At 45.1% G+C, this 22,990-nt stretch carries 21 protein-coding genes; 8 read left to right on the top strand and 13 right to left on the bottom strand.

Annotation, left to right across the window (positions count from 1 at the left end; genetic code table 11):
- Nucleotides 1–18 precede the first annotated feature (18 nt).
- The 3 genes from V5J77_RS02805 to V5J77_RS02795 form a co-directional block, all read right to left on the bottom strand.
- Complete coding sequence (locus tag V5J77_RS02805) at nt 19–888, bottom strand: carbohydrate ABC transporter permease (RefSeq protein WP_338554271.1); 870 nt, start codon at nt 886–888, stop codon at nt 19–21.
- A 20-nt stretch (nt 889–908) separates the two neighbouring features.
- Nucleotides 909–1,820, bottom strand: coding sequence for an ABC transporter permease subunit (locus V5J77_RS02800; RefSeq protein ID WP_338554270.1), 912 nt, complete (start codon nt 1,818–1,820; stop codon nt 909–911).
- A gap of 84 nt (nt 1,821–1,904) precedes the next feature.
- Nucleotides 1,905–3,551 (bottom strand): extracellular solute-binding protein, encoded by a 1,647-nt coding sequence (locus tag V5J77_RS02795; protein ID WP_338554269.1) that lies wholly within the window; start codon nt 3,549–3,551, stop codon nt 1,905–1,907.
- 213 nt (nt 3,552–3,764) lie between these two features.
- Between V5J77_RS02795 and V5J77_RS02790 the strand changes: the two genes are divergently transcribed.
- Together V5J77_RS02790 and V5J77_RS02785 are read left to right on the top strand one after the other, a co-directional pair.
- The gene (locus V5J77_RS02790; protein ID WP_338554268.1) at nt 3,765–5,813 is read left to right on the top strand and encodes a beta-galactosidase; all 2,049 of its coding nucleotides are present in this window, start codon (nt 3,765–3,767) and stop codon (nt 5,811–5,813) included.
- Nucleotides 5,806–7,230, top strand: a complete 1,425-nt coding sequence (locus V5J77_RS02785; protein ID WP_338554267.1) for an alpha-L-fucosidase — start codon at nt 5,806–5,808, stop codon at nt 7,228–7,230. The genes V5J77_RS02790 and V5J77_RS02785 overlap by 8 nt, the downstream gene beginning before the upstream one ends.
- 132 nt (nt 7,231–7,362) lie before the next feature.
- Here the strand turns inward: V5J77_RS02785 and V5J77_RS02780 are convergent, their stop codons facing one another.
- From V5J77_RS02780 to V5J77_RS02760, 5 genes are all read right to left on the bottom strand, one after another.
- Complete coding sequence (locus tag V5J77_RS02780) at nt 7,363–7,935, bottom strand: hypothetical protein (RefSeq protein ID WP_338554266.1); 573 nt, start codon at nt 7,933–7,935, stop codon at nt 7,363–7,365.
- Complete coding sequence (locus tag V5J77_RS02775) at nt 7,916–8,413, bottom strand: sigma-70 family RNA polymerase sigma factor (protein ID WP_338554265.1); 498 nt, start codon at nt 8,411–8,413, stop codon at nt 7,916–7,918. The genes V5J77_RS02780 and V5J77_RS02775 overlap by 20 nt, the downstream gene beginning before the upstream one ends.
- A gap of 212 nt (nt 8,414–8,625) precedes the next feature.
- A complete protein-coding gene (locus V5J77_RS02770) occupies nt 8,626–9,345 on the bottom strand; it encodes an SDR family NAD(P)-dependent oxidoreductase (RefSeq protein ID WP_338554264.1) in 720 nt (239 codons plus the stop codon).
- A 353-nt stretch (nt 9,346–9,698) separates the two neighbouring features.
- Nucleotides 9,699–10,364 (bottom strand): hypothetical protein, encoded by a 666-nt coding sequence (locus V5J77_RS02765; RefSeq protein WP_338554263.1) that lies wholly within the window; start codon nt 10,362–10,364, stop codon nt 9,699–9,701.
- A gap of 5 nt (nt 10,365–10,369) precedes the next feature.
- Nucleotides 10,370–10,549, bottom strand: a complete 180-nt coding sequence (locus tag V5J77_RS02760) for a hypothetical protein (protein WP_338554262.1) — start codon at nt 10,547–10,549, stop codon at nt 10,370–10,372.
- Between the two features lie 684 nt (nt 10,550–11,233).
- Between V5J77_RS02760 and V5J77_RS02755 the strand changes: the two genes are divergently transcribed.
- From V5J77_RS02755 to V5J77_RS02745, 3 genes are all read left to right on the top strand, one after another.
- Entirely contained in the window at nt 11,234–11,512 is a 279-nt protein-coding gene (locus tag V5J77_RS02755) for a DUF2564 family protein (protein WP_338554261.1), read from the top strand.
- A 204-nt stretch (nt 11,513–11,716) separates the two neighbouring features.
- Complete coding sequence (locus V5J77_RS02750) at nt 11,717–12,091, top strand: BlaI/MecI/CopY family transcriptional regulator (RefSeq protein ID WP_338554260.1); 375 nt, start codon at nt 11,717–11,719, stop codon at nt 12,089–12,091.
- Between the two features lie 9 nt (nt 12,092–12,100).
- Complete coding sequence (locus V5J77_RS02745; protein WP_338554259.1) at nt 12,101–13,555, top strand: M56 family metallopeptidase; 1,455 nt, start codon at nt 12,101–12,103, stop codon at nt 13,553–13,555.
- A gap of 267 nt (nt 13,556–13,822) precedes the next feature.
- Here V5J77_RS02745 and dnaN read toward each other — a convergent pair whose 3' ends face one another.
- The 3 genes from dnaN to trpB all read right to left on the bottom strand — a co-directional run bounded on the left by dnaN (nt 13,823) and on the right by trpB (nt 16,559).
- A complete protein-coding gene (gene dnaN, locus V5J77_RS02740) occupies nt 13,823–14,950 on the bottom strand; it encodes a DNA polymerase III subunit beta (RefSeq protein ID WP_338554258.1) in 1,128 nt (375 codons plus the stop codon).
- Nucleotides 14,951–14,974: 24 nt separating this feature from the next.
- Nucleotides 14,975–15,211 (bottom strand): ribbon-helix-helix protein, CopG family, encoded by a 237-nt coding sequence (locus V5J77_RS02735; protein ID WP_338554257.1) that lies wholly within the window; start codon nt 15,209–15,211, stop codon nt 14,975–14,977.
- 187 nt (nt 15,212–15,398) lie between these two features.
- Nucleotides 15,399–16,559 (bottom strand): tryptophan synthase subunit beta, encoded by a 1,161-nt coding sequence (gene trpB / locus V5J77_RS02730; protein WP_338554256.1) that lies wholly within the window; start codon nt 16,557–16,559, stop codon nt 15,399–15,401.
- A 380-nt stretch (nt 16,560–16,939) separates the two neighbouring features.
- Between trpB and V5J77_RS02725 the strand changes: the two genes are divergently transcribed.
- Together V5J77_RS02725 and V5J77_RS02720 are read left to right on the top strand one after the other, a co-directional pair.
- The gene (locus V5J77_RS02725; protein WP_338554255.1) at nt 16,940–17,179 is read left to right on the top strand and encodes a hypothetical protein; all 240 of its coding nucleotides are present in this window, start codon (nt 16,940–16,942) and stop codon (nt 17,177–17,179) included.
- A gap of 82 nt (nt 17,180–17,261) precedes the next feature.
- Nucleotides 17,262–18,698 carry an MDR family MFS transporter gene (locus tag V5J77_RS02720; RefSeq protein WP_338554254.1) on the top strand — a complete coding sequence of 479 codons (1,437 nt, stop codon included), beginning with the start codon at nt 17,262–17,264 and terminating at the stop codon, nt 18,696–18,698.
- 27 nt (nt 18,699–18,725) lie between these two features.
- Here V5J77_RS02720 and V5J77_RS02715 read toward each other — a convergent pair whose 3' ends face one another.
- Both V5J77_RS02715 and V5J77_RS02710 read right to left on the bottom strand, forming a co-directional pair.
- On the bottom strand, nt 18,726–19,496 hold the full coding sequence (locus tag V5J77_RS02715; protein WP_338554253.1) for a methyltransferase domain-containing protein: 771 nt from the start codon (nt 19,494–19,496) through the stop codon (nt 18,726–18,728).
- A gap of 261 nt (nt 19,497–19,757) precedes the next feature.
- Nucleotides 19,758–21,614 carry a methyl-accepting chemotaxis protein gene (locus tag V5J77_RS02710; RefSeq protein WP_338554252.1) on the bottom strand — a complete coding sequence of 619 codons (1,857 nt, stop codon included), beginning with the start codon at nt 21,612–21,614 and terminating at the stop codon, nt 19,758–19,760.
- Nucleotides 21,615–22,084: 470 nt separating this feature from the next.
- Here V5J77_RS02710 and V5J77_RS02705 point away from each other — a divergent pair, with 470 nt between their 5' ends.
- The gene (locus V5J77_RS02705) at nt 22,085–22,903 is read left to right on the top strand and encodes a LytTR family transcriptional regulator DNA-binding domain-containing protein (RefSeq protein ID WP_338554251.1); all 819 of its coding nucleotides are present in this window, start codon (nt 22,085–22,087) and stop codon (nt 22,901–22,903) included.
- The last annotated feature ends 87 nt before the right edge of the window (nt 22,904–22,990 follow it).

The raw sequence follows: 22,990 nt of genomic DNA, 5'->3' as shown, positions 1-22,990 counted from the left end.
CCCAAGTTTTTGCCCATTCTATTCCTTAACGGCTCCCATCGTCAACCCTTGAACGAAAAACCTTTGCAGAAAGGGATAGACTAGCAGGATCGGAAGCGCTCCAATCAATATTTGGGCAGATCGCACAGTTCTTTCCGATAGAATCTGCAGCTGCCCGGGATCTATATTCGTATTGCGCATGTCTCCGCTTTGAATGATCGTCTGTAAAAATGTAGCAAGCGGGTATTGCCGGTAATCGGTCATATAAATCAATCCGTCAAACCATGAATTCCAGTGCCATACCATCGAAAACAACGATAAGGTAGCTAAAGAAGGAAGCGATAGAGGCACATAAATAGCTGTCAGCGATCTCATATAACCCGCTCCATCTATTAAAGCCGCTTCTTCAAGCTCCTTCGGAATAGCTCGGAAAAATTGCATCATAAGAATCGTATTAAACACGTTGACGGCTGCCGGAAGGATAAGCGCTCCTAGCGTATTAGTCAAATGCAGCTGAGTGACTACCAGATAACTCGGAATCAAGCCGCCGTTAAACAGCATTGTAAATACGAAAAACCACGAATAAAATCCTCTGCCGTAAAAGGAACGCGACAGCGTATAAGCCGCTGTAACGGTCAATGCCATGGACAACAAGGTGCCGCTGATTGTTCTTTCCACCGATAGGATAAGGGAACGCAAAAATAAAGGATTCGACAGCGTCCTCAAGTAAGCTTCACCCGTAAATCCAACTGGCCAAAAATACACCTGGCTGGCCGTTGCAGCCGAGCTTGAGCTTAAAGACACAGCGGCAACATGAACCAGCGGCAAAATACATAAAACGGATATCACTGTCAGAAGCAATGTATTGGATACAGTAAACCAGCGATAAGCAATTGTGTCTCGATACATATAATCAGCCTGCCTTTACTTTAAAAAATACGATAATTGCCAAATCGGTAGGCAAGTCGGTACGCAGCAACGATCAGGACAAAGCTCACTGCCGATTTGAACAAGCCGACGGCTGTCGCGAAGCTGAACGATCCATTCATAAGACCTACTCTGTAAACAAAGGTATCAATAATATCTCCTTCACGGTAAACGAGCGGGTTGTACAGGTTGAAGATTTGGTCGAAGCCAGCGTTAAGGATATTGCCTAGCGACAACGTTCCTACAACCAATATCACAGGCACAAGCGATGGCAAGGTAACGTAGAAGGTTTGCTTGAAGCGGCTTGCTCCATCCATTTCTGCTGCTTCGTATAATGACATATTAATGCCGCTCATGGCCGCCAAATAAATAATCGTGGAAAAGCCGAATTCCTTCCATACATCGCTGATCACGACCGTGATTCGAAACCAGGTGCCGTCACCGAGAAAGAATACAGGATCGGCTCCCAGCAGGGATAATAGATGATTCACAATCCCTTTATTGCCTAAGATATCCGTCAAGATGCCGCCTAATATTACCCAAGACAAGAAATGAGGAAGGTAAACGAACGTCTGTACAAACCTTTTGAACATCACGACGCGAACTTCATTCAGAAGCAAGGCAAACACGATAGGCACCACAGTGTTCGCTGCAATTTTAAGCGAAGCGATTAATAGCGTGTTATAAATCACTTGTATGCTGTCGGGATACGTAAACATATACTGAAAATGCTCTAAGCCAACCCATGGCGAATTCAGAAGACCCAGACGAGGCTTATAGTCCTGAAAAGCCATCAGTAGTCCAGCCATTGGCGCGTAATTAAATACCAGCAAGCAGATTACAGATGGCAGTATGAGCAAATGAAGAGGAAGCTGGCGAAAAACCTTCATCCTCCTCTTCTTCCATTCCATCATCCAGACAACTCCTTTTTTGCTAATTTAGAAAATAAAACAGGCCTTACGTCGATATGCCCGCAAGGCCTGCCGAAGTAAAATCTTCTATTTGCTGACCGCTTGATACCACTCGTTTACTTCTTTGGTCATATCGTCGCCGCCGGAGGATTTCCACTTACTAACAAAATCATCGAAGGAGTCTGGGGATTCGTTCCCGTAAATAATCTTCAGGAAGGCTTCGTTTTCCATTTTGCGAAGCAATTCGCCTTTTTGAGCCATCGTAGCTGTTGGTGGTCCGGTATACCGATCAAAAACAGCGGCATCGTCGAGATACGTTTGCAATACTGCAGCAGCTTCCGCCCATTTCTTCGGTCTGGCTGAGAAATACTTCTCATAAGGCGTTTCTGGCGCGATTCCCTGACCTAGCTTGGCCATGACCTCAAGCTCTTTTTTTGGCGTTTGGATATCGTTTCCGTAAATCGAATATTTTTTCACATCGATCCATCCACCCGGAATTTGATCCTGATCATAGACAGGCTCTCCATCTTTCAGGATATAATCGTAGCCCTCCGCCCAGCCGTTGGCGAATTCCGAATCAGGATCATAGAAGCCTGGCCCCATAATAGCGTCCAAATAATTGAAAAATGCTTCCATATACTTAAAGTCCTTGTTGAAATAAAATCTGACTGAGGATTGCGGCTCGCTGCCGAATCCCATCTTCCCGTCAATACCTGCTGGTATCGGTACCGGCTTATAATCAAATTTCATATCGGAGTTGAACGGATAAGTCGCCATCCATGTAGGTCCAAACACCATGCCGGATTTGCCCTGCACAAAGCTCTCCGCTGCCTTGGCTTCATCCATAACCCCTGCATCTTTATCCAGATAGCCTTTGCTCATCCACTCGCTAAGCTTGGTCAGCCCCTCCTTCACCGTTGGCTGCACGGACCCGTACTGTAGCGATCCGTCTGCCGCCTCCGTCCAGTAGGTAGGGATAGCTGCTTGTCCAAATAAGAAATCACTGGAAACCATATACGTATCCTTCACGGCTGTAACGCCTTTTTTAAGGGAAAGAGACAATCCGATGGTATCCTTTTGCCCGTTGCCATCAGGATCTTGATTAACAAACGCATCCATGACGGTTTCCATATCTTCAATGGTTTTAGGAGCCTGCAGCCCTAATTTATCCAGCCAATCCTGACGTATCCACATGACGCTGAAGGAACTGCCAGCATTGAAGGTAGGAAGACCATAATGCTTGCCATCGTAGCTTACTGTATTCCAGATTTCAGGGTATTGAGCGTACAGCTCCTTGATTCGCGGCGAAGCATATTTTTCGAAGGCTTCATCAATATCCATGACTTTGCCGGAATCGACCACCTGATTCTCAAGCGTCGGATCACTCAAAGTGAAAACATCCGGCAGCTTATCGTTGGAGTTCAACAAAAGACGGAGTCTTGTGGAATAGGCCTCGCCGGTTCCGACGGTCCAATCCACCTTAAAGTTAATGCCGAACTTCTCTTTAGCCCACTTGGTGTGAACATTGTTTTCTATGCTCTCTCCATTTTTAAATTTGTTATCGGAGCCTACAACACGACCTAATGTAATCGTAGCCTCTTGTTGACCTGCATTCTCTGTTTCCCCTTGTGCATTGTTCTCTGAATTGGATGATTGGCTGCAGCCAACAGCAGTCAAAAGCGTTAATCCGGCTACAAGCGCAATGGACGCTTGCTTCACAAATCTTTTTCTCATTCTGCGACCTCCCTTTATATGATTGATGTTTAGTATATCGCTGACCTCATGAATGCATAAATAACAATAAAACGAGATTTATATAAATATATTGGTCGTTCATTTTGGTTTTCATATTCTTATATATTCGCATTGATTTTTTATATTTCTTATTTGGAATCCAGCATTTAATATGATCTGTATATTTAATTATTTTATATGGCGGTGATCAGCTTGTTATTTGCAGGAACGAATTACCATCCACACGATTGGCCTCGCGAGCGATGGAAGCATGATATTGAAATGATGAAGAAGGCCTCCTTCAATATTGTCCGACTGGGGCATCTTTGCTGGGACAGCTATGAGCCGTCTGAGGGGAACTTTACATTTGAGTGGTTCGATGAAGTAATGGACCTTTTCCACGAGGCTGGCATAAAGGTTGTTCTTGATATCGCCACCCGTCCAGCTCCCACATGGCTGCACAAAAAATATCCCGAGATCGACCTCACAGATACAAACGGCATTCGTTTAGAAGCGCAAACACGATATATGGAAGATATCGGCCATCCAGCTTTTCAAGAATATGCGTACAGATTCGCAGAAAAACTAGTTTGCCACTATCGAAACCATCCCGCTCTTTACGCCTTTGGTTTGTGCAATGAGCTTGGCTCAGGCTCGCCTTCCTATTCCAGTGCTGCCAGAGACCGCTTTGAAGCTTGGCTTAAGGAGAAATATAAAACGATAGACAGCTTGAATCAAGCATGGACGACGCATCGCTGGTCCAGAAAGCTTAACAGCTTTCACGATGTCGTGCTGCCGATTTCGGGTCATATACAAGGGGCTCCGGAACGGGTAATCGACATGTGGCGTTTTTACTCCGATGAAACTTTGGCGTTTATGCATGGCTTAAGCCTTCTCGTCAAACGCTTGGCCCCACATGCCAGGGAATCGACCAACCATTGGTCTGAAAATCCCGGATACGGTTTCGATTATATGAAGCAGTATCAAGATATAATCGACCTGCCTGGAATCGGTTTTTATCCGGGCACTAATCCAGAAGACAGAAGAGCTTTGACAGCCGCTTGTTTCTTTATGGATCATCGCATTGGGGAGCTTGATAAACCGATATGGTGCCTCGAATTCCAAACCGGTGACTTTGGAGGCTACGGTTCGCCGCGCAATGCCATGAGAATGTACGCCTATCTCTCTTTAGTATATAGGGGTCAAGCGGTCTGTGCGTGGACCTGGCGGACCATGCTGGGCGGCGAGGAGCAGTATGTATTCGGTCTAGTGGACCATGACGGAACTCCAGGCTGGAAATATGACGAGTTCAAGCAAATCGCTGAGGAATTTAACCTTTTGAAGGAGCTAGGCCTTCCTAGAAGAACCAAGCCGGAAATCGCTATTGCTTATTCCTACGAAAGCTTGAAGGTGATGGCGGGCAATCGCAGCTATTATAAAATGGAGTATACCGAGCAAGTATTGCAAGCCTATGAGACACTCATGCTCGCTAATCTTGACTGCAATATTGTGAATTTGCGCCAGCTGAAGAACAATTATAAGATTTTGATCGTGCCCGGACATGCCGTGATGGATAAAGCATCGGCAGCAGCCATTCGATCCTTCGTTGAAGGCGGTGGAACTGTTGTAATGACAGCATATTCAGCGAAGGTCAATGAGCACAGCCGCGCATTTGACACACCGCTTCCGGGAGAGCTTAGCGATGTATTTGGCATTCGCAGCGGAGCATTCTCAAGAACCAGAAGTCATACGCCTATTGAAAATGCTGGCGGACTGGAGAAGACGGAGCTTCGCTTGGAGCGTGAGAAGCCAATTATTTCACTCGGAGGGCGTGAGCTGCAGCCTGATATCGACTATTATGAAATCCTTGAGGCTCATACGGCCGAGACTGTAGCAACTTTTACCAATACATGGGATAAGTCGCCCGCAGTGACACGGAACAAATACGGCAAGGGAGAAGCCATCTATGTCGCCATTCCAGCCAATACGAGCTTACTTACAGCACTTCTCGACCCCTTGTATTCAGCGCTTGGCATACAGAAAGGACCGTCTACTCCGACAGGAATTATTGCACGCGAACTGGACAACGGCTCCGTTATCTATGTGAACACCACCGGCACTGAGCAAACGATAGAGCTCGATAGGCCAGCCTCTGGCTTCCTTACTGGCAGAAACTTCGAGCGCTCACTGACTCTCAGCAGCTATGACGTAGAACTACTGATGTATGAATCGACAATCAAAGGAGAGCATACCAATGAGTGAACGAATCAGAAATGCTGCACAAATCGTACCGTCTGCACGGCAGGTGGCATGGCAGGAGCTGGAGTTCTATTCCTTTATCCACTTCGGCGTCAACACATTTACGGATAAGGAATGGGGGCTCGGTGACGAGGACCCGGCCATTTTTAACCCGAGGGAATTTAGCGCAAAGCAATGGGTGGATGTCTGCAAATCAGCGGGAATGAAGGGCTTGATCTTGACCTGCAAGCATCATGACGGATTCTGCCTTTGGCCAAGCGCGTATACGGAATATTCGGTTAAGAACAGTACATGGCGCGGCGGGAATGGCGATCTTGTAAAGGAGGTAGCGGATGCTTGCCGTGAAGGCGGGCTTGCATTCGGAGTGTATTTATCCCCTTGGGATCGTCACGATCAACGTTACGGCTCCTCTCTATACAACGACTATTTGAAAAATCAGCTGCGCGAGCTGCTGACCCATTACGGAGACATCTTCTGTGTATGGTTTGACGGAGCCTGTGGCGAGGGACCTAATGGATTAAAACAAATTTACGATTGGGATGGCTATTACGAGGTGATTCGGGAATTGCAGCCAGGCGCAGTAATATCCGTATGCGGACCTGATGTTCGTTGGTGCGGCAATGAGGCAGGCCATACTCGCGATTCCGAGTGGAGTGTCGTTCCAGCAGAGCTTCAGGATTGCGAGAAAATTCAGGAGGAGTCGCAGCATGTAGACGACGGCGAGTTTTCCAAGCGAACGAACTCAAGAGACGAGAATTTGGGCAGCAGAGAAGCCATCCAAGGGAAAGATAAGCTCACTTGGTATCCGGCTGAAGTAAATACCTCGATTCGACCAGGCTGGTTCTACCATGCCTCTGAGGATGACAAGGTTAGAAATCTGGAGGAGCTCTTGGATATCTACTATAAATCGGTTGGTGGAAATTCGACCTTTCTTCTGAACCTTCCTCCCGATCAGCGCGGACTCATTCATGAGAACGATGCCAAGCGAATGGCTGAGCTTGGACAAAAAATCAAGTCCACCTTCCAGCATAATCTTGCCGCGAATGCAAATGCCTCGGCGACGGAAGCATTGGACGAGAACCACGATGCCAATCGTATTTTAGATGGTGACAAAAATACGTATTGGTGTCCAAAAGAAGGCACTGAGCATGCCGTGATCGAAATCGATTTGATTGCCGAGCAAGCATTTGACAGAATCGTGCTCAAAGAGCATATTCAATCCGGTCAACGCATCGAAAAGCTCCGTATGGAGTACCTGCATAACGGTTCTTGGGAGCAATTCAGTGAATGCACGATTGTTGGATACAAACGCATACTTAAATTTCCAGCAATAACAGCAAGACACATCCGCCTGACTATTGAACAATCACGCTGGTGCCCTACCATTTCCACACTGGAGGTTTATCTCAGCTCGCACTGAGTTTCACCCTAATTTCGACAACACCTCGACAAACACAAATAGGCCACAGTCACTCGTAAGAGGGTGACTGTTGGCCTTCATTGTGCCACGGTAAATTTTAAAGCTATCTGCGTTACGCTCCTGGTATCTATCTTATTTCTGCGGAGCCATATTATTGTAGATGCGTGCTGCATTCACTTTTCCTGTGCTTACATCCTCAGTCGTAAAACCAGATACGATATTACCGACTTTAAACTCCTTTTGCAGCAGCTCTTCAGACGGCTCGGCAGCCGTTGACCCTTCGATACCCATTCCCGTTTCTGAGGTTACAGTTACCCATAAGTTACCAACCTTGAAGCTTTTCCCATCTGCGCTCACTTCCGTAATCTCACCCTCAATATTAACGACCGCTTTGCCACTCGTAGGAGGCTTCGTTGCAACAGCAGCCGACTCAGGTGCTGTATTTGGAGCATTTGTTGTATTTGGTGTATCCTGATTCATAGCGAAGATGCCTAACGATAATACTGCGCATGCTGCAATACCGACTGTCCAACCTGTCAACGTTCTTTTTTTAGCTTTTTCCATTTTAAACGACTCCTTTTGATTGCTGCTATTTGGTTGTGCTGTCTTTTCCATTTCCGACATTAGCTTCTGATAGGTTGCCTCTTTAAAATTCTCACTTGTTTTCACACGAGACATCGCGGATTTATAAACAGATTTCTTCATCCTCCAAGCCTCCAATTTTGTCTTTTAAGATAAGACGTCCTCTTGCGAGCCATGTTCCTACCGTGGCCGACTTAGTCTGCATAATATCGGCAATTTCCTTGATGGAATATCCCTCATAGTAGTGCAGATGAATGGGAATACGATATTTTTTGTCCAAGGCCAGTACAGCCTGCAAAATCCCATTTTCTTCTGGTGGAAGATAGCTAAGATCTTCGGGAACAGGATTTCTGCTTTTGAACCATCCGGTTTTCAGCATATTTTTACTTTTATTAATGGTTAATCGAATCAACCATGCTTTTTCATGCTCGCTGTTTTCAAACACAGGGCGCTTCTGCAAATAGGTGAGAAAAACCTCTTGAGTCACTTCTTCGGCATCAGCTATATTTTTCAGGTACGTAAAGGCTATTTTAATCAAGCTGTGTGAATATAGATCCAAGGCCCGCCGCACAGATTCATTGAGCTCATATGAATTGTACACCTCAGCACCCCCTTTCAATTTTAATACAACTGAGAGCCCTACTATTTTTCATTGCGTTTAATTTTTTTTAGCATGTAATGATTTCCACTAAAATATCCGTTTCATTTCACTATGAAATAGATACCGATTGCTATAGCTTTAAGGCGAAATTAAAAAAGGCACCTGCTTGGGCGCCTTTTGGTTCTTAATATGTATGTTGTGCAAACTCATAATTAGGTGTTCATATCCGTTAAAGCTGGGATATTGATTTCTTTCACACACGCTGCCTTGGACAGGCTTACTATGCATTTCACTAGAGCAACGATATCCTGAAGTGGAATTCGTGTCCCATTATAGGCGGATAGGGCCCGTTCACTTCCTTCTTCATAAGGAATTTCAGCTGCCAGCTCACCAGGGTTGATACAAGTGACGGCAATACCGTCACTTCTTGTATGCTCTCTGAGAGCCTCTGTAATACCACGAATGGCAAATTTGGAGGCGACAAAAGAGACCTGCGTACTATTCGAATTGTTCAAACCAGCGGTTGAGCCTATGAGGATTATTTTTCCAGAAGTCGATTTCCTGATATGGGGTAATACTGCCTGAATGCACACAATGGCCGAAGTGACATTGACATGAATCAACTGACTTATATCCGCTGGCTCATCTTTATCAAACGTATAATGATCTTCAAAGCCTTCCTTCTCCCACAGCCCTACATTGTAAATGAGAACGTCCACTGTTTCGTTTTGCAGCTTATCCGTGACGAGTGCAGCGGCGTTCAGCTCAGACAAATCAGCCTGTAACCATACCCGCTCTACCCCATCATTCAAGTTCAAACTTTCAGGCTTTCTTCGCGAAACGACCCATACTTTATCTCCTTGCTCAGGAACGCCTCTGACGAATGCATCTCCTAATCCTTTGCTGGCACCGAACACAAGATAGGTTTTCATGTTGAATATTCCTTTCTTACCCTATGAAATAAAAATTATCTATTTACATCATGCTGGCATTCTATGGTTCTGTCAATTTTTAAGCATTGATGAAGCTGAATAAATGGGCAACGGGAGAAAAAATGCTTACAGAATCGACACTCCTGCTCGGAGTTCCACAAGATAACCAATATTTGCTTCGTGGCTGAATTTCAGAAACCATCTAAGTAGAGGCACTCTACCCCGAGATCTTTGTTTGAACTCACAAAAACAGCGCTTAATCCTCCAGTTAAGGACGATTAAGCGCATATATTGGCACCTCTTCAAGTTCAAAAAACTATATCTCAAAGTAAAAGTCTGTTGTTTTTATCTTTTCAATTAGGAGTACACCAAACTGGACCTACCCATGGTTGGTGCACATAGTACCCGTTGTTATTCCAATTACAAATTTCACCTATACCGTATAAAAAGAATAAAGCAGCGGCCCATACAGCACTAATCCCACCTAAAGCCGTCGCTATACCCGCTGCTCCTCCACCCGCAGCTAATACTTTCTGTATCTTACTAGCCTCACTAGCGTTTATAAAAAGAACATGTCCATACCATTCTGTTTCGACTGTGAAAGAAGGTTGAACCATATCGATGATCGTGTCATCGGCTTCATTATTGATTTGTAAATCTAAGAGACTTCCGTTTGTTATAAAGATTCCATCTTCAACTTGTTTATTAATTGCAATTAAGGTTTCATTAAATTTGTCAAAAGCTACTTTAGAAACGTTTGCGGATTCATAATCTTTATAAAAATTATCAAATCCACCGTTAATAAATACAGCCGTTTCTTCTAGATCCGAGTTAGCGATTTCTAATGCAATTTCCAAATTTTCATCGGTTATTTCTGGAAGCTCAATTACTGCTTGATTGTATATTTGATTTTCATTAGGTAAGGATGATGCAAAGCTCACTGTTACACCGGATGTCGAAAAAAGCAGAGCAAAAGCTGAGATTACCGATACAAATTTTAATTTCCATTTAGTCCTCAACACAATCACTCCTGTTTTTTATTTTTATCTCGTAAAGCCAAATACCCTATTAACAAAGAGATAACAGCTATTAATATTGCAAATATTTTCTTCATCAATATCATTTCACCAAAAATATTTCCGAAAGAATCTAACAATAAAAATATAGCTACTATGCAAAGTGTTATTTTAATTGTTTTATTCAATATTTCTCCCCCCACTACTTTTTGTGCTGTTATACAAAGTGCCGTAATCTGACTTCCTCCACCTGTTTCCGCTTACAAATCATCCTTCTTTTCAACGGAGATAAGTATACAAAAGTAATTATATATAAATTTTACCTTTTTTAGAACTCGAAAGAAATAGTCCTAACGAATCAAATCAATTATCTAAAATTGTATGCTTTCAATACTTACAGGCAGTTCTACGTTTTTTCTTAGAGTAAAGAGCGTGCGCTCTTATGGATATTTTATTCTATTTTTTCAGATAAGGATGGCCTTGATTTTGAGGCTATTCCAAATTCAAACCCAGATGTCATTCTTGCTGCTTACTCTGGCATAACTCAATAGGGCTAGGATCTTCTTAGACAAATCGCTCCAGTTGCGGACATCCGACAGTACCTTGGGCAACTACATGGCATGAGCACGTACTATTAAATGCAACAGGTATTTGTTTGGAGGCTGAAGGGGAAACGTTCATCAAGTACACGGAGGACTTCATTTATTTAACTTGCGTAAATTGTACCTTGAGTCAGCTATTTAGTTACCGGCTTTATTATATTTTTAGCTCATATGTCTGTTCATTAGCTGCAATCCATGCATATTTTTTTGGATATTTTACAAAACTATAGTGTAGACAACATGACCTAATCGAGAGGGGAAAAACCACACTTGGCTAAGCACACAGACACAAGCTGGAAAGAGGACCATCCAAGCACTTTACTCAGTAACTCTGTTCAAAAGGCAAATCATGCGGTGAAGCAAGCGATGTCTTATCCGCAAGAGCAAACAATCCAGCAAGCATATCATTCAATTGCACATGCAGAAAATGCGCTAGAAAATGCACAGCAACATCACGAGCACATGGACACCGTCCAACAAAATAAAGAGCAGCTAGAGCTATTGGAGCATCAATTGGACGAGCTACAAGAAAATAATAAAGATCAGTAATAAGAAAAATAACCTCCTTGCGTTGTACATAACGAAGGGAGGTTATTTTTATTGCACGCTTTGACCAATAAGCATTTAACTTGAGGGCGTCAATCTCACACGCTAACTTGACAACCTACTACAAATTGTAGTAGGTTTTAGTTACTACATCATGTAGTAACTATGCTCGTTATGGACGCATAACGAAGTAAAGAGGTGTTCACAGTGAACCAGATTCAAAAGTTGTCGGATACGGAATTAGAGCTAATGGAGGTGATTTGGGCGTGCATCCCGCCAGTTACATCTACTGAGCTTCTAAGCTTGTTCGCTCTAAAGGGAAAGGAATGGAAGGCGCAGACCATTTCTACTTTTCTCTCGCGCCTAGTCGAGAAAGGGGCGCTGACTACTACAAGGCATGGACGGATCAATAAATACGAGCCGCTTATTTCGGCTGAGGATTACAGGCTAATAGGGACGCAGCACATCTTGGATGGCTTATATAAAGGCTCCGTCAAGAATATGGTTTCGGCTTTGTACGATGGAGATAAGCTATCTGACGAGGATATTGCGGAGCTTAAAAAATGGCTGTCGGAAAAGTAGGTGCTGCATATGAATAGCCTTATTGCATTGATGACCAGCCTAACCGTAGCTGGAACTGTCGTTGTCACCTTTATTTGGTTAACACAGCACCTATCCACCGCGATTTGGCCTACCAAATGGCGGTACGTTATTAATAAAATGGCGGTAGGCTTATATTTATTACCCGTCGTTCATATCATTCAGTGGGCTTCGCAAATGGTTCCATTCCGTATGCCAAACAATCTCAGCATAAATGAATCTGCTTCGAGCGTACAGCATGCCCAGCCCGGAGCATTATTGAGCTTCGAGCCTGAGCCTCTCTTTCCAGAATGGACGATTTCAGCAAATGCGGCCGTTTTTGTAATCGCCATTTGGGCAATCGGCGTTGCAGCTTTTGCAGCCTGGCACACTTATTGTTACCGTAGATTTTTAAAGCAGCTGGCAAATACGAGCACTGCCGTCCCAATAAACAGCGAGGCGATTAATCAGCTTTACCTGATTAAGCAGACACTTGGAATTAAAATCAAAGTCCGGCTTGCTTATAGCTCCTCTATTCAGAGTCCCATTCTTGTTGGCCTTTGGAAACCTGTCATTTATCTCCCTATGGAGAGTTCCGCAAACGTAGACATGAGCATGATCATCCGTCATGAGCTGATTCATCTGAAACGCAACGATCTATGGGTTAAAGTGTTTATGCTAGGAGCCAGTGCCCTGCATTGGTTTAACCCTTTTGTTCATTTTCTTCGTAGGGACATTCATACCTGGAGCGAGCTATCCTGCGATGAAGAAGTAGTCAAAGGCATGTCCCAGGCTGAGCGCATACGTTACGGGCAAACGATTTTAAACGTAATTGCACAATCAAGAATTACCCCCATACAGCTTGGCGCCTCTTTATCCGGTGATGGAAAACAATTAAAAAGGAGATTATCCCTGATGCTAAATGTTAAAAACCTGAGCAAGAAAACCATTTTTCTATCTGTTTCAACCGTATTTGCCGTAGCTTTAATCAGTACCTCCGCTGCGGTATGGGCATCAGGCAATACGCCCAAGGTAGCTGCGGATAAAGCGGCCAGCGCTGAAAATCAAGTGGTCGGCTCATCAGCAGAGCCCGTCCCGGCACCTTCCTCCGATCCAGCTGAGGCAGCTAATGATCTTCAAGCGGTCGTCACGGTACCCGTTTTAGTGCCTTCCTCCGATCCAGCTGAGGCAGCTAGTGATCATCAATTGATCGCCACCGAACCCGTTCTAGTGCCTTCCTCCGATCCAGCTGAGGCAGCTAGTGATTATCAATTGATCGCCACCGAACCCGTTCTAGTGCCTTCCTCCGATCCAGCTGAGGCAGCTAGTGATTATCAATTGATCGCCACCGAACCCGTTCTAGTGCCTTCCTCCGATCCAGCTGAGGCAGCTAGTGATTATCAAGCGGCCGTCACGGTACCCGTTCTAGTACCTTCCTCCGATTCATCTGAGGCAGTAGTTAAATAGTTTTCGGCAGGAATCATTTCACGACAAAAAGCGCAGGCTTCAAGGCGAAATTAGCCCGAAACCTGCGCTTTTCACTGTTTTTTTGTTCACCTATGGAAACGTTTGGCTGCCTCAAGTCTTTTCTCATTCAAAAAGGTCTGTAAGCTTTTCCATTCGGTTCTCATAAACAATTTGCTTAGACGGCTCCTGCTAATCGGAAGCATTTCATCTCCAAACCTTATGCTAGCCGTCACCTGCTTACACACCTGTTCTCACAAGCCAAGCTAATCAATGATTTGTTATCACTGGCGTAATCAGGAACAGCGCAGAGTTCGGCGAATCATCGGGAAACATGACTACCGGCTTGTTATTTCCTGTATATCTTATTCGGATCTTAGCACAATCCATGTTACGAAGAATATCGCTCAAAAACTTTCCGTTCAAGGATACGATAAATGCTGCTCCGCTGATTTTTATTAATGGAACCTCATTTTCAATTGCTCCAATTTCAGCTGTTTTAGACCATAGTTTCAATTTATTCGCATCAGCTTCTAATCTGATTACATTCCCACCCGCCAGTACAGTTGCACATTCAACCGCTGTCAGTAAATAAGCTTTATCCACTACAATTTCGCACAAAAAAGAGGGCGGGATGACCTTTTTGACTGATGGAAACGTTCCTTCAATTAGGGCAGACTCAATTACCAGTCCATTTGCGATAAATTTTACCCGGTTATTGCTTACTGTTATTTCAGTCGTTTCATCTTCATGGCTTAACATTTTGGATACTTCATTCAGATGTTTCGCAGGAATAATCACGTTAAAGCTATCGTTAGTGTTCCTTTCGATATGTAGGGTTCGGGAAGCAAGGAGGACTCCGTCAGTAGCGATCAGGTTAAGGGAATTTTTGCTGAAAATGAAGGATACTCCCGTTAAGACTGGTCTAAGCTCGGAATTTGATGCCGCTATCGCTACCTGTCTAATAGCCGATCTGAACAAGGCATTGTTTACTTGCAGTTTATTAGCGTAGTGCTGCTCGCCGCAAATTGCTGAAGGAAATTCTGATGGATTCATTCCGCATAAACGGATGTGAGCATGGCCTGATAGGACGGTAAGCATGAATGGCTCTTTCATCTCTAATACAAGCGAGTCGTCATTCAGTTTACGAATGACATCATACAAAGTTCGTGCTGGCATAACGACAGCTCCTGACCTTTGAACCTTTACAGAGGTGCCGTCTTGAGGAAGCTTCACTTGAATGGTCATACTTGTATTGCTTGCAATAAAAGTGATGCCCGTTGCATGTGCTTGAATTCTGATTCCGGCAAGTATAGGTATTGGACTACTCGCAGCTACAGCTTTTATGACGTGCTGAAGTGCATTCATAAGAGAATCTTTTGCAAGCTCGACTAACAAGTCCTCACCTAACCTCAAATTAAATTAATTTCCATAATAGGACTCAAGAATGCTGCGGATAACCTCCGAACGGGATTGTTTATTGTCTTTACACTGATTTTCAATTTTGTCCCATATTTCCTCCGTTACAGTTAAGGATACTTTCTTCGTCACCCCTATGCTCTTCCTACCCGAGCCTTCTCTAAGCCCGCCTCTCGCAAATAAAAAGCCCAGCTGCCCTTCTTTATTAGAGACACCAACTTTAATTTTATGATTATCCAATTAGCTTCGCCTCAATATTTTGATTTAGGTAACCTTATTCAATTAACTTCTATTTCATCTTAGCACATGGAGCAGCGGTTTACAATATTCTCCTCCAAAAACAAAAATAAAGGACGCCCCATAGGACGCCCTGCCGTCTTGCCTATCTATTTCAAAAAGTATTGCGCGAATGGTGTCAAACGCTGTTTTATTTAAGCATTTGATATACCTGCTCAACGTCCTTATCTCCACGCCCGGACAAATTGACGATAATAATTTGATTTTGCTCCATCGTCGGTGCAAGCTTCTTTGCATAAGCAAGCGCGTGCGAGCTCTCTAGGGCAGGAATAATTCCCTCCGTGCGAGACAGCTCCTGAAAGGCTTCCAGCACTTCCTCATTGGTGACCGTTGCATATTCGGCTCGCTCGCTCACCTTCAGATGGCTATGCTCCGGCCCAATGCCCGGATAGTCAAGACCCGCTGCGATCGAATACGTTTTCTTCGGCTGACCTTCCTCGTCCAGCAGCACTAAGCATTTGAAGCCGTGAATGATGCTTGGAACACCCTGAGTCAAGGATGGCGCTTGATCAGGCTCAACGCCGATTAAACGCACGGACGGCTCGTCGATGTAATGGGCAAATGCGCCAATGGCATTACTGCCACCGCCAACGCAAGCCACAACGGCATCTGGCAAACGGCCTTCCTTCTCCACGATTTGCCGTTTTGACTCTTCGCTAATAATCGCCTGAAAGTGCTTGACCATCGTCGGAAACGGATGTGGTCCCACTGCGGAGCCGAGCAAATAAAACGTATTTTTATAATTGCGAACTAGATCGTCCAACGCTTCATCTACCGCATCCTTCAATCTCCCTTGGCCTTTATGTACCGGAACAACAGTCGCGCCGAGGAGCTCCATTCGGAACACGTTAAGCGCCTGCCGACGCGTATCCTCAGCTCCCATGTAGATAATGCATTCCATATTAAACATGGCGCAGGCCGTTGCCGTAGCAACCCCATGCTGTCCGGCACCCGTCTCAGCAATAATCCGCTTGGCACCCATCCGCTTGGCGAGCAGAATCTGACCGATAGCATTGTTGATCTTATGCGCTCCGGTATGATTCAGGTCCTCTCGCTTCAAGTAAATTTTAGGTCCTCCCCAAGCTTTAGTCAGTCGCTCCGCATACGTCAGCGGATTTTCGCGTCCAACATATTCCTGCAAGTAATAGCGCAGCTCTTCCTTATATTCGGGATCGTCTTTAAACTTGTAAAATTGCTCACTCAAATAACTCAACACTTCCTGCAATTCCGGCGGGACAAAGCTGCCCCCAAACTCTCCAAAATACCCCTCTTGCTGCACTTGTTGATCCATAAAGTAAGCGCCTCCAATAATTAAAGTAGACAAAGAAATTAAAATAGAAAGGGTCGTCCCTACCTGATATATTACCATAAATAATAGTAAGCCTGTACGGTCTTTAATCTACTTAGGCAGTCAGTGTCAATGCTATTGATTTACCTCGCTGAGTTAACTGGCATGTTATCATAATCGCCAAACCTCATCCCGTCAAGAGATAATTTGCAATTGAGCGACATAATTAGGTATCCCCCCTTATTCTATTGAAATTGGAATGAATGTCAGAGCATGGAGGACGAAATGGCTTTTTCCATTTTATAAGGTTTCACGTAAAATTTTCTTAAGGCTGTAGGGGATGTGGGGGATATGCACACAACGGACAGGAAAGGAAGAATGGCATGAACCGAGTAGACAAAATCAGATTTATCCGCCTTTACAATAAAGCTCCTGAAGGGAATGCTTTCGGGTACATGGAGTTGAATCAGAATGGCCATATGATCGCGCTCTACAATAGCTATGGCGAGGAAATCGACATGAATGGCGGGCATGAATTTGTCAGAATACGGATACTTGGCAAATTCGATGACGAGGATCGCGATAACTTTTATGCCTTGCTAGAAAGTGATGGCGTAGGATAATCTGCGTTACGAGTTGGCGAAGCCGTGACAAATTAAGTCACGATGCGAGGACAGAACACAATAAATATTCGGGAGGTAGAAGATGAACAAACAGCTACAAGAGGCAAGCGGAATAAAAAGAGGGCCCATGTTAACCGCCCTGCTCATCGGTGCATTTGTTGCGTTTCTTAACGAAAATTTGCTGGCCAACGCGCTTCCCGGATTGATGCGGGAATTTAACGTTACCGCCTCCACTATACAGTGGCTGTCAACAGGCTACATGCTCGTTATTGGCGTACTGGTGCCAGTAACCGCATTACTGCAGCAATGGTTCAACACTCGTCAGATGTTTATGACTGCGATGACGTTATTTTTGGCCGGTACCTGCTTATGTGCAGTATCCCCAGGATTCGAGATTTTGCTGATGGGCAGGGTTATTCAGGCTTGCGGGTCAGGCTTGCTGCTTCCCCTCATGATGAATACGATTGTTGCCCTCTATCCTCCAGAACGGCGGGGCTCCGCCATGGGCCTTATGGGGCTCGTCATTATGGTCGCCCCTGTCATTGGGCCGGCTTTGTCTGGACTGATCATTGATACCCTTCACTGGCGATGGCTGTTCTATATGGTCATTCCAGTCGCCCTGTTTTCAATTATTTATGCAAGCTTTTACTTAAAAAATGTTACCGAGCCGACTAAGCCAAGGGTCGATCTTTTATCCATTGTAATGTCTACCGCCGGCTTCGGCTGCATCACCTATGGCTTCAGCCAAGCCAATGTCTGGTCTGAGCCTGAGGGTTACGGGATTCTTACTGTAGGAAGCCTCTTTTTGCTCTTGCTTGTATGGCGACAGCTCCGGCTTAAAGAGCCGTTGCTCGATCTTTCCGTATTCCGCCATCGCACTTTTTCTTTGGTTGCAGTATTGGTTGTCGTCCTGATGATGGTTCTATTTGCAACCACAACATTGCTGCCGATCTATTTGCAGGATGTGAAGCAGTTGACAGCCTTCGCAACAGGCTTGCTGCTGATGCCGGGCTGCCTTTTGAACGGCATGATGATGCCAGTGTCGGGGAAATTATTCGATAAATTCGGACCGCGATTTGTTATCCTGCCCGGACTATTTTTGATAGCCTTATCATTGTGGCTGTTTGCTGGAATTGACAGTGATGCAGCGCGAGGCGCCATTATGTTCAATCATATCCTCTTATTCTTAGGCATATCCTTTGTCGTCATGCCGGCTCAGACGGCAGGATTAAATCAGCTGCCGCGTCACCTGGTTCCCCATGGCACAACTATATACAATACGCTCCAGCAAATTGCTGGCGGAATTGGCATCGCTTTATTCATCGGCATTATGTCGTCTGGGGCAAATCGTTATCTCCACCATTCGCTCGACCCCGCTGCCATGCAGGAAAAGACACAAAGCATGGTTATCGGTGCGCAAACGGTTTTTTGGATCGAATTTATTCTCGTCGTACTTGTTTTGGTACTAAGCTGGTTTATAAAAAAGCTGCCTGATCATGAAACAGAGCGGAGCTACTAGCCTTTATTTTGGTAACTGCAAAAACATCTATCCCGGCTTTACCGCCATCACTCTTAAACGCTTATAATCCGCATACCATGATCCGTCATGAAACAATTCGTTTCGGGCTTTATCCGCTATTTTCGAGCAAGCGGCCGTCCGCTCTGCTTCAGAAAATGCAGTAAAGAAATGGTCAGCGAAGCCCCGAAGCCAATGATTTAAGCCTTGCTCGTGATCCTCGATCTTTGTTGGCCGATCAAAGTGCGCTGCATAGGTGACGCGGAAGCCCTGCTGCTCCAGCAAGGTGCTGTATTCGGCGATGCTTGGGAAATACCAAGGATTGAGCTTGCCTGCATCCATGCCGAAGTCCTCATGCAGCACTTCGCTAATGGCTTGAACAATCGTTCCCACATTGCCTTTCCCACCAAACTCTGCAACAAACCTGCCGCCAGGGCTTAAGGTGTTCCATACGCCAGCCAGTACCGCACTCGGGTTCTTCATCCAATGCAGCGCTGCGTTGGAGAAGACGGCATCGAATGTAGCATCCACCATAAATTGCTCACCGTTACCGACGAAAAATGGGATTTGAGGATATTTGCGCTGCGCCTGCTTGATCATAGGCTCTGATAAGTCCATTCCTGTAACAAATGCGCCGGTTTGACTTATTTCATGCGCCAAGTCGCCCGTTCCGCAGCCTAAATCCAAGATTTTCTCACCCTTCAGCGGATTCAATAGCCGAACGACATCCTTGCCCAATTCTGATACAAATCCAAGCTTGTTGTCATAATGCTCAGATTGCCATACTTGTTCGGAACTCATGGAATCATCCCCCAACTGTTATGTTAGGGATAGTATGGCACAGCGTTGTTTATTAGTTAAATATATAAAATCTATATAATTTATAGTTTTGAGCTATATATGTAATCAGCCCCTTATACATAACATCAGAAAAAGCCGCCTCCTACTAAATGGTCTGATACGCTCCCATTTTGTTAAGAAACGGCTTCTTTCTGTTATTGGGTCGTTCTGAACACCACTGCTCCCCCCGCTAAATACTGGGCATCAGTATCAGCGGTTCTATCAAATTTTAAAGCGAACTACCAAGGCTTGCAGATTTTGCGCCAAATGCGCTAGCTCCTCCGCCGACGAAGCGATTTCTTCAATGGAAGCGACCTGCTCCTCTGTTGAGGCTGAAATGCTCTCTGTTCCTGCAGCGTTACGCTCGGACACCTCATTAACGAATTGAATGGCCTGCACTACTTCGACGGTGCTGACGGACATTTGTTCTGAAGCGGAGGCAATCCCTTCTACTTGGGCAGTCAGATCATCAATAGCTGTATTGATGCTCAAAAAAGCTTCATCTGCTGTTTGTACGGAGCGAATGCCGTCGTCCATCTTGGCAACACCACTGTTCACACTGACGATAACCTCATCAATTTCCTGCCGGATCGCCTGTACCAGCTCCGCAATGTGTTTTGCGGAATCCCCGGACTGCTCGGCAAGCTTGCGAACCTCGCTTGCGACGATTGCGAAGCCGCGTCCGTGCTCGCCGGCACGGGCCGCTTCAATCGCAGCGTTCAGCGCGAGCAAATTCGTTTGCGTCGCAAGCCCCGTAATGGTCGATACAAATTCGCCAATCGCAACGGAATGATCGCCCAGGCGCTGTGCCGTTCCCGCGAAATTTTGAACATAATGGCTTACGTCTATCATATTGGTTACAGCGCTTTGAATTTTAGCCGTACCCGTACGTGCAAGCCCTGTCGCTTGCTGGGCAGACGAGGATACTTGCTGAGTGCTCGCGGTTATCAGATGAACGCCATCGGACAGCTCCTTAATTTGCTGCGCGGTATGCTGCAAACTGGCTGCTTGCTTTTCGATTCCGGTTGCCGACTCCTCCGTGATCAGAGCGACTTGCTCGGACGCCTTGGACGTTTCGCTGGCGTTTGTTGACAGCTGATCAGACGACTCCGCTAGCTGCATCGCTGTGCTGTTCACATCTCCTATGACGGCATGCAGCGCCTGGGTCATCCGGTTAAAGCTGCTGCTCAGCTGGCCAAGCTCATCATTGCTAATATCGGTGAGCTCCAGCGTCAAATTGCCATGGCTAATTTCCTCGGAAGCCGCCACCAACCGCTTCAGCGGCCGTGTAATGGAGCGGATCATATAAGTGATGATCAATGCACTAACTGCAAACGCAATCGCGACGACAATCAGCGTTTTATACCAAATCGGCTGGGCAGCCGCGTTCACTTCACTATCGTCGATAACGCCCACCAGCACCCAGCCTGTTTTTTCATTTGTCGTAATAAAAGCATGCTGCTTGCCGCCAACCGCAGACGAATAGGCGAGACTGCCTTGCTTTTGCGCGAAAATATCCGGATATGGCGAAGCTGTCGCTTCACTGCCTGCTTTTTCACTTGGATGCACAATAAATTTATTTGCTTTATCCAGCACATATACATAGCCCTTCGTCCCGATCTTGGTCGAGTCCACTAGATCGCTCAATGCCTTGAGCGACAAACTGACCGACACAACACCATGCCCGTCCTTGGTAGTCTGGGCGACGGACACGACCACATTCCCCGTATTACTTGATATGTAAGGCGGGATAATCGTAGGCTTTCCTTTGTTTTCTGAAGCGCTTATGTACCAAGGCCGCTTGCGTGGATCATAATCTGCCGGATTTACCGCGCTTTTCGGAGCATTGACGTATACCCCTTGATCGGTGCCCACCGAAGCTAATTCCACATCGCCGTGTTTTTCTTTGTAAGCATCCAGCAGCGTACGCACGAAAGGGTCCTCATCACCCTGAACAGACCCAATATTGCCTGCTGGCAGCTGATCAGCCAAGAAATCCACATTTTTTTCGGTATTGCCAACTATTTGATTAATCGTTTCATTCAGCACTGCTAGCTTACCAGATGCACTTGCAAACATTTCCTCCTGCACCTTGGCGCGAGCAGTATTATAGGAATTCCTCCTATACTCAGGCTAGGTAGCAATAAGATCATCACGAAAGACCAAATCAGCTTGCTGCGTAAGGTAAGGGATTTTTTCCAAAGCCGCTTTTTTTTCATAATATCATTTCCCGCCTCCTCCAAGGTAATGTGGCTACCTTCATAGTAGGGGACTTTTGGAGCAGTTACAATCATATTCGACACTTTTACGTGAACTTAATTTATGGTGCGAGACTAACACTTCCTTTCAATATCATTAGAAACTGACAAAAGAGGATTCCAACCTTATAATTGTTCCATATATCCTACAGCGGAACTGATCAGGAGGAAGGCATGCAATTTGAAGCAGTGTATGATGACGGGGAATTAATTCTACCGAAAATTGAATTAAAGCTGACATCGAGCCAGTCGATTAGCATTATAACGGATTTGAAGCGAAAGCAGCTTCTAATGAATCAATTAGTGAAGTATTCCCAATATTATTTACTTCGAGCTCAGCAAAATGAGTATATGCGTTTAACGGTGGAAGAGCTGCTCACTTTTTTAATCAAAATAACAGATAGAAGCGTCCGTGCCGCTTCGTTATTGGATTATTTCGCCTTAAAAGAAGAACGCAAGGTAAAAATCAAAAATCTAAGCTCATCGAAAAGGATGTATGTGACACTGCTGCGTGTCTATTTTGCGCATCAGCCTATACTTGTGCTAGAGGAGCCCTATTTTTACTTGGAGGAACAAGATCGTCGTCATTTAAAACGAATTTTGGATGACCTTGCGAAAGAAAAGCAGATTTTAATTTTAACGTCCAATTTAGAGGATGCTATTATTTCCTGCGATGAAATTTATCGTTTGAACGAGCTCGGATTTCATCCACTAGATATTCGAGACTCAGAGGAGGATAAGCAGGAGGCTCAGGAACAGGATCGAGACAATATAACCTTGCACAAAATTTATACAAAGAAAAATGACAAAGTAATTTTATTTAATCCTCCTGAAATTGATTTTATAGAAAGTATGGATGGAGCCATTCTTGTTCATGTGGGTGGAGAACATTATCACTGTGCTTTGACGCTAACCGAGCTTGAGCAGAGATTGCTAAGCTTCGGATTTTTCAGATGTCATCGCTCCTACATCGTTAATCTGCAAAAAGTAAGAGAGATTATTACTTGGACGAAAAATAGCTACAGCCTGCGATTAAATACAGGTAAGGATGCGGTGGTTCCGTTATCTCGTTCAAAATTGCAGGAATTAAAATCCCTGCTTCACCTTTAATTCCGTGGCAAAGTCGAACCAATCAAGCACGGTATAGTACCATTCAGGCGATAACAGCTACATTTCAGCGGTTTTTGATGGCTGGAA

The organism is Paenibacillus sp. KS-LC4, assembly GCF_036894955.1.
Lineage (GTDB): Bacteria > Bacillota > Bacilli > Paenibacillales > Paenibacillaceae > Pristimantibacillus.
This window is presented reverse-complemented; position numbering and strand designations above follow the sequence as displayed.

What these genes read in the sequence shown, in the direction of transcription:
- V5J77_RS02805 (WP_338554271.1), bottom strand. Translation starts at nt 888, where the DNA reads ATGTATCGAGACACAATTGCTTATCGCTGGTTTACTGTATCCAATACA.
- V5J77_RS02800 (WP_338554270.1), bottom strand. Translation starts at nt 1,820, where the DNA reads ATGATGGAATGGAAGAAGAGGAGGATGAAGGTTTTTCGCCAGCTTCCT.
- V5J77_RS02795 (WP_338554269.1), bottom strand. Translation starts at nt 3,551, where the DNA reads ATGAGAAAAAGATTTGTGAAGCAAGCGTCCATTGCGCTTGTAGCCGGA.
- V5J77_RS02785 (WP_338554267.1), top strand. Translation starts at nt 5,806, where the DNA reads ATGAGTGAACGAATCAGAAATGCTGCACAAATCGTACCGTCTGCACGG.
- V5J77_RS02780 (WP_338554266.1), bottom strand. Translation starts at nt 7,935, where the DNA reads ATGAAGAAATCTGTTTATAAATCCGCGATGTCTCGTGTGAAAACAAGT.
- V5J77_RS02770 (WP_338554264.1), bottom strand. Translation starts at nt 9,345, where the DNA reads ATGAAAACCTATCTTGTGTTCGGTGCCAGCAAAGGATTAGGAGATGCA.
- V5J77_RS02745 (WP_338554259.1), top strand. Translation starts at nt 12,101, where the DNA reads ATGAATAGCCTTATTGCATTGATGACCAGCCTAACCGTAGCTGGAACT.
- trpB (WP_338554256.1), bottom strand. Translation starts at nt 16,559, where the DNA reads ATGGATCAACAAGTGCAGCAAGAGGGGTATTTTGGAGAGTTTGGGGGC.
- V5J77_RS02725 (WP_338554255.1), top strand. Translation starts at nt 16,940, where the DNA reads ATGAACCGAGTAGACAAAATCAGATTTATCCGCCTTTACAATAAAGCT.
- V5J77_RS02720 (WP_338554254.1), top strand. Translation starts at nt 17,262, where the DNA reads ATGAACAAACAGCTACAAGAGGCAAGCGGAATAAAAAGAGGGCCCATG.
- V5J77_RS02715 (WP_338554253.1), bottom strand. Translation starts at nt 19,496, where the DNA reads ATGAGTTCCGAACAAGTATGGCAATCTGAGCATTATGACAACAAGCTT.
- V5J77_RS02710 (WP_338554252.1), bottom strand. Translation starts at nt 21,614, where the DNA reads ATGTTTGCAAGTGCATCTGGTAAGCTAGCAGTGCTGAATGAAACGATT.
- V5J77_RS02705 (WP_338554251.1), top strand. Translation starts at nt 22,085, where the DNA reads ATGAATCAATTAGTGAAGTATTCCCAATATTATTTACTTCGAGCTCAG.